General features: G+C 65.6%; 1 protein-coding gene. It reads right to left on the bottom strand.

All coding sequences use genetic code 11. The annotated features are described in order from the left end of the window. Positions 1-59: 59 nt before the first annotated feature. Positions 60-1,736 carry a Na/Pi cotransporter family protein gene (locus Q7J44_RS20410; protein WP_304882959.1) on the bottom strand — a complete coding sequence of 559 codons (1,677 nt, stop codon included), beginning with the start codon at positions 1,734-1,736 and terminating at the stop codon, positions 60-62. Between the last annotated feature and the right edge of the window lie 73 nt (positions 1,737-1,809).

Consider the following 1,809-nt stretch of genomic DNA (forward strand, 5'->3'; position numbering starts at 1 on the left):
TAGCCGGGGAACAGGGCGTGATGATGGGGGTCGGCCATGACGGCAAAACGGTGCATGGATCAGGGTTTCTTCGGTTGGGGGTGCAGGCGGGTGTCGCCAAGGGCGCCGATGCCATCGAGGATCGGATAGGCCACCGAGATCAGATGCGCATTCACCCGTTTCAGATCGCGCAGAATGTCCAGATGCAGGCCGGAGGTTTCCACCGTCTCCGGCCGCCGCGCGCGCAGGCGTTCCATGTGGCGCTCGGCCGACAGCGCCTCCATCCTGCGGACCTCGACCTTGCATTTGACCAGGTCGCGGGCAAGGTTTGCATCGCGCGACAGAAACACGCTTTGCGCGACACCCAGAATTTCGATGGTGCGCTGGTAGAATTCTGAAATCTCTTCAAGCCCTTCGGGCGAAAAGCTCAGGCGGCGGCGGTCTTTCTTGACCGCCAGTTCGGACAGGCCGGAATCGATCAGATCGCCGATATGTTCCAGATTGACCGCATAGGACAGAATTTCCGCCATGCGCCCGATGTCATCACTGTCCAGCTCTTCGCGCGACAGCCGGGCCAGATAGGTTTTGATGGCGTTGTGCAACCGGTCCACCTCATCTTCGATGGCCGACAGACGGTCATGCGCAGGGTCGTCATGGCCCTTCACCGTGGCAAGGCTCAGCTGCAGCATGTCGCCCACCAGATCGCCAAGGCGCAGCGTTTCGCGGGCGGCGGCGGCCAGCGCGATGGTGGGCGAGGACATGGCGCTGTCATCAAGGTATCTGGGGCCGAAGCCGGTGGCCGGATGTTGCGGCATCCAGCGGTCGACAAGTGCGGTCAGCGGCGTCAGGACGGGCAGGAACACCAGCGCCAGCACCACTGAGAACCCGATATGCGCGCCCAGTGTCAGGGCGGCGGCATCGGCAAACTGCGGCTGCAACAACGGGGCCAGCATGGGGGCGGCCAGCGTCAGCGCGAAAGCCCCCAGACCACGCACGCACAGGTTGGTCACCACCAGCCGCCGCGCCTGCACGCCATCGGACATCACCGCCAGACAGGGCGGAATGGCCCCACCCAGATTGGCCCCGGCCACCAGCACCAGCGCGAGTTCGGGCGACACCACCCCGGCCTGCGCCAGCAGCATCACAAACAGCACCGTGGCAAGGCTGGACGAGGCCAGCGCCGCAAGCCCGGTGCCAAAGATCAGCGCAAACAGCGGCGCATCGCCCAGCCCCAGCAGAATCTGCCGCACCACAACCGAGTCGCGCATCGGTTCCGTCGCCTGCCCCAGAAGCTGCAGCGCCAGCAGCATCAGCCCCAGCCCCAGGATCGCCCGGCCAATGCCCTTGCCGCCTGCCCGGCCACTGCGCGAAAACACCACAACCCCGATCAGGATCAGCACCGGCGACAGCCAGTGCAGATCCAGCGACAGGATCGCCGCCGCAACGCTGGTGCCGATATTGGCCCCCAGCATCACCGCCTGGCCGATCACCCCCGACAGCAGGTCGCGCGCGGCGAAAGACGCGGTGATCACCGCCGTGGCCGTGCTGGACTGCACCGCCAGCGTGGCGACAAAGCCGGCGATCACCGCCTTGACCCGGTTCGACGCCCCGCGCCCGATCCAGACCCGCAGCGAACTGCCAAAGGCCCGCAGCATGCCGGTCTTGATCAGGCGCAGCCCCCAGAGCAAAAGCGCGCCCGCCCCCAGAATGTCGATCAGAACAAGTGTGGAGCCGATGTCAAAGTCCCTCCAGATCATCAATCGCCGCCGAGGCCAGCCGCGCCGCCTCAATCAACATGGGTTTCGGCGTCTCAAACCATTCGTCCGGCGG

It is taken from the genome of Pseudotabrizicola sp., assembly GCF_030656345.1.
Taxonomy (GTDB): domain Bacteria; phylum Pseudomonadota; class Alphaproteobacteria; order Rhodobacterales; family Rhodobacteraceae; genus Pseudotabrizicola.

Bases quoted from the DNA above. Each gene is read 5' to 3' on its own strand.
- Q7J44_RS20410 (WP_304882959.1), bottom strand. From the start codon at position 1,736: ATGATCTGGAGGGACTTTGACATCGGCTCCACACTTGTTCTGATCGAC.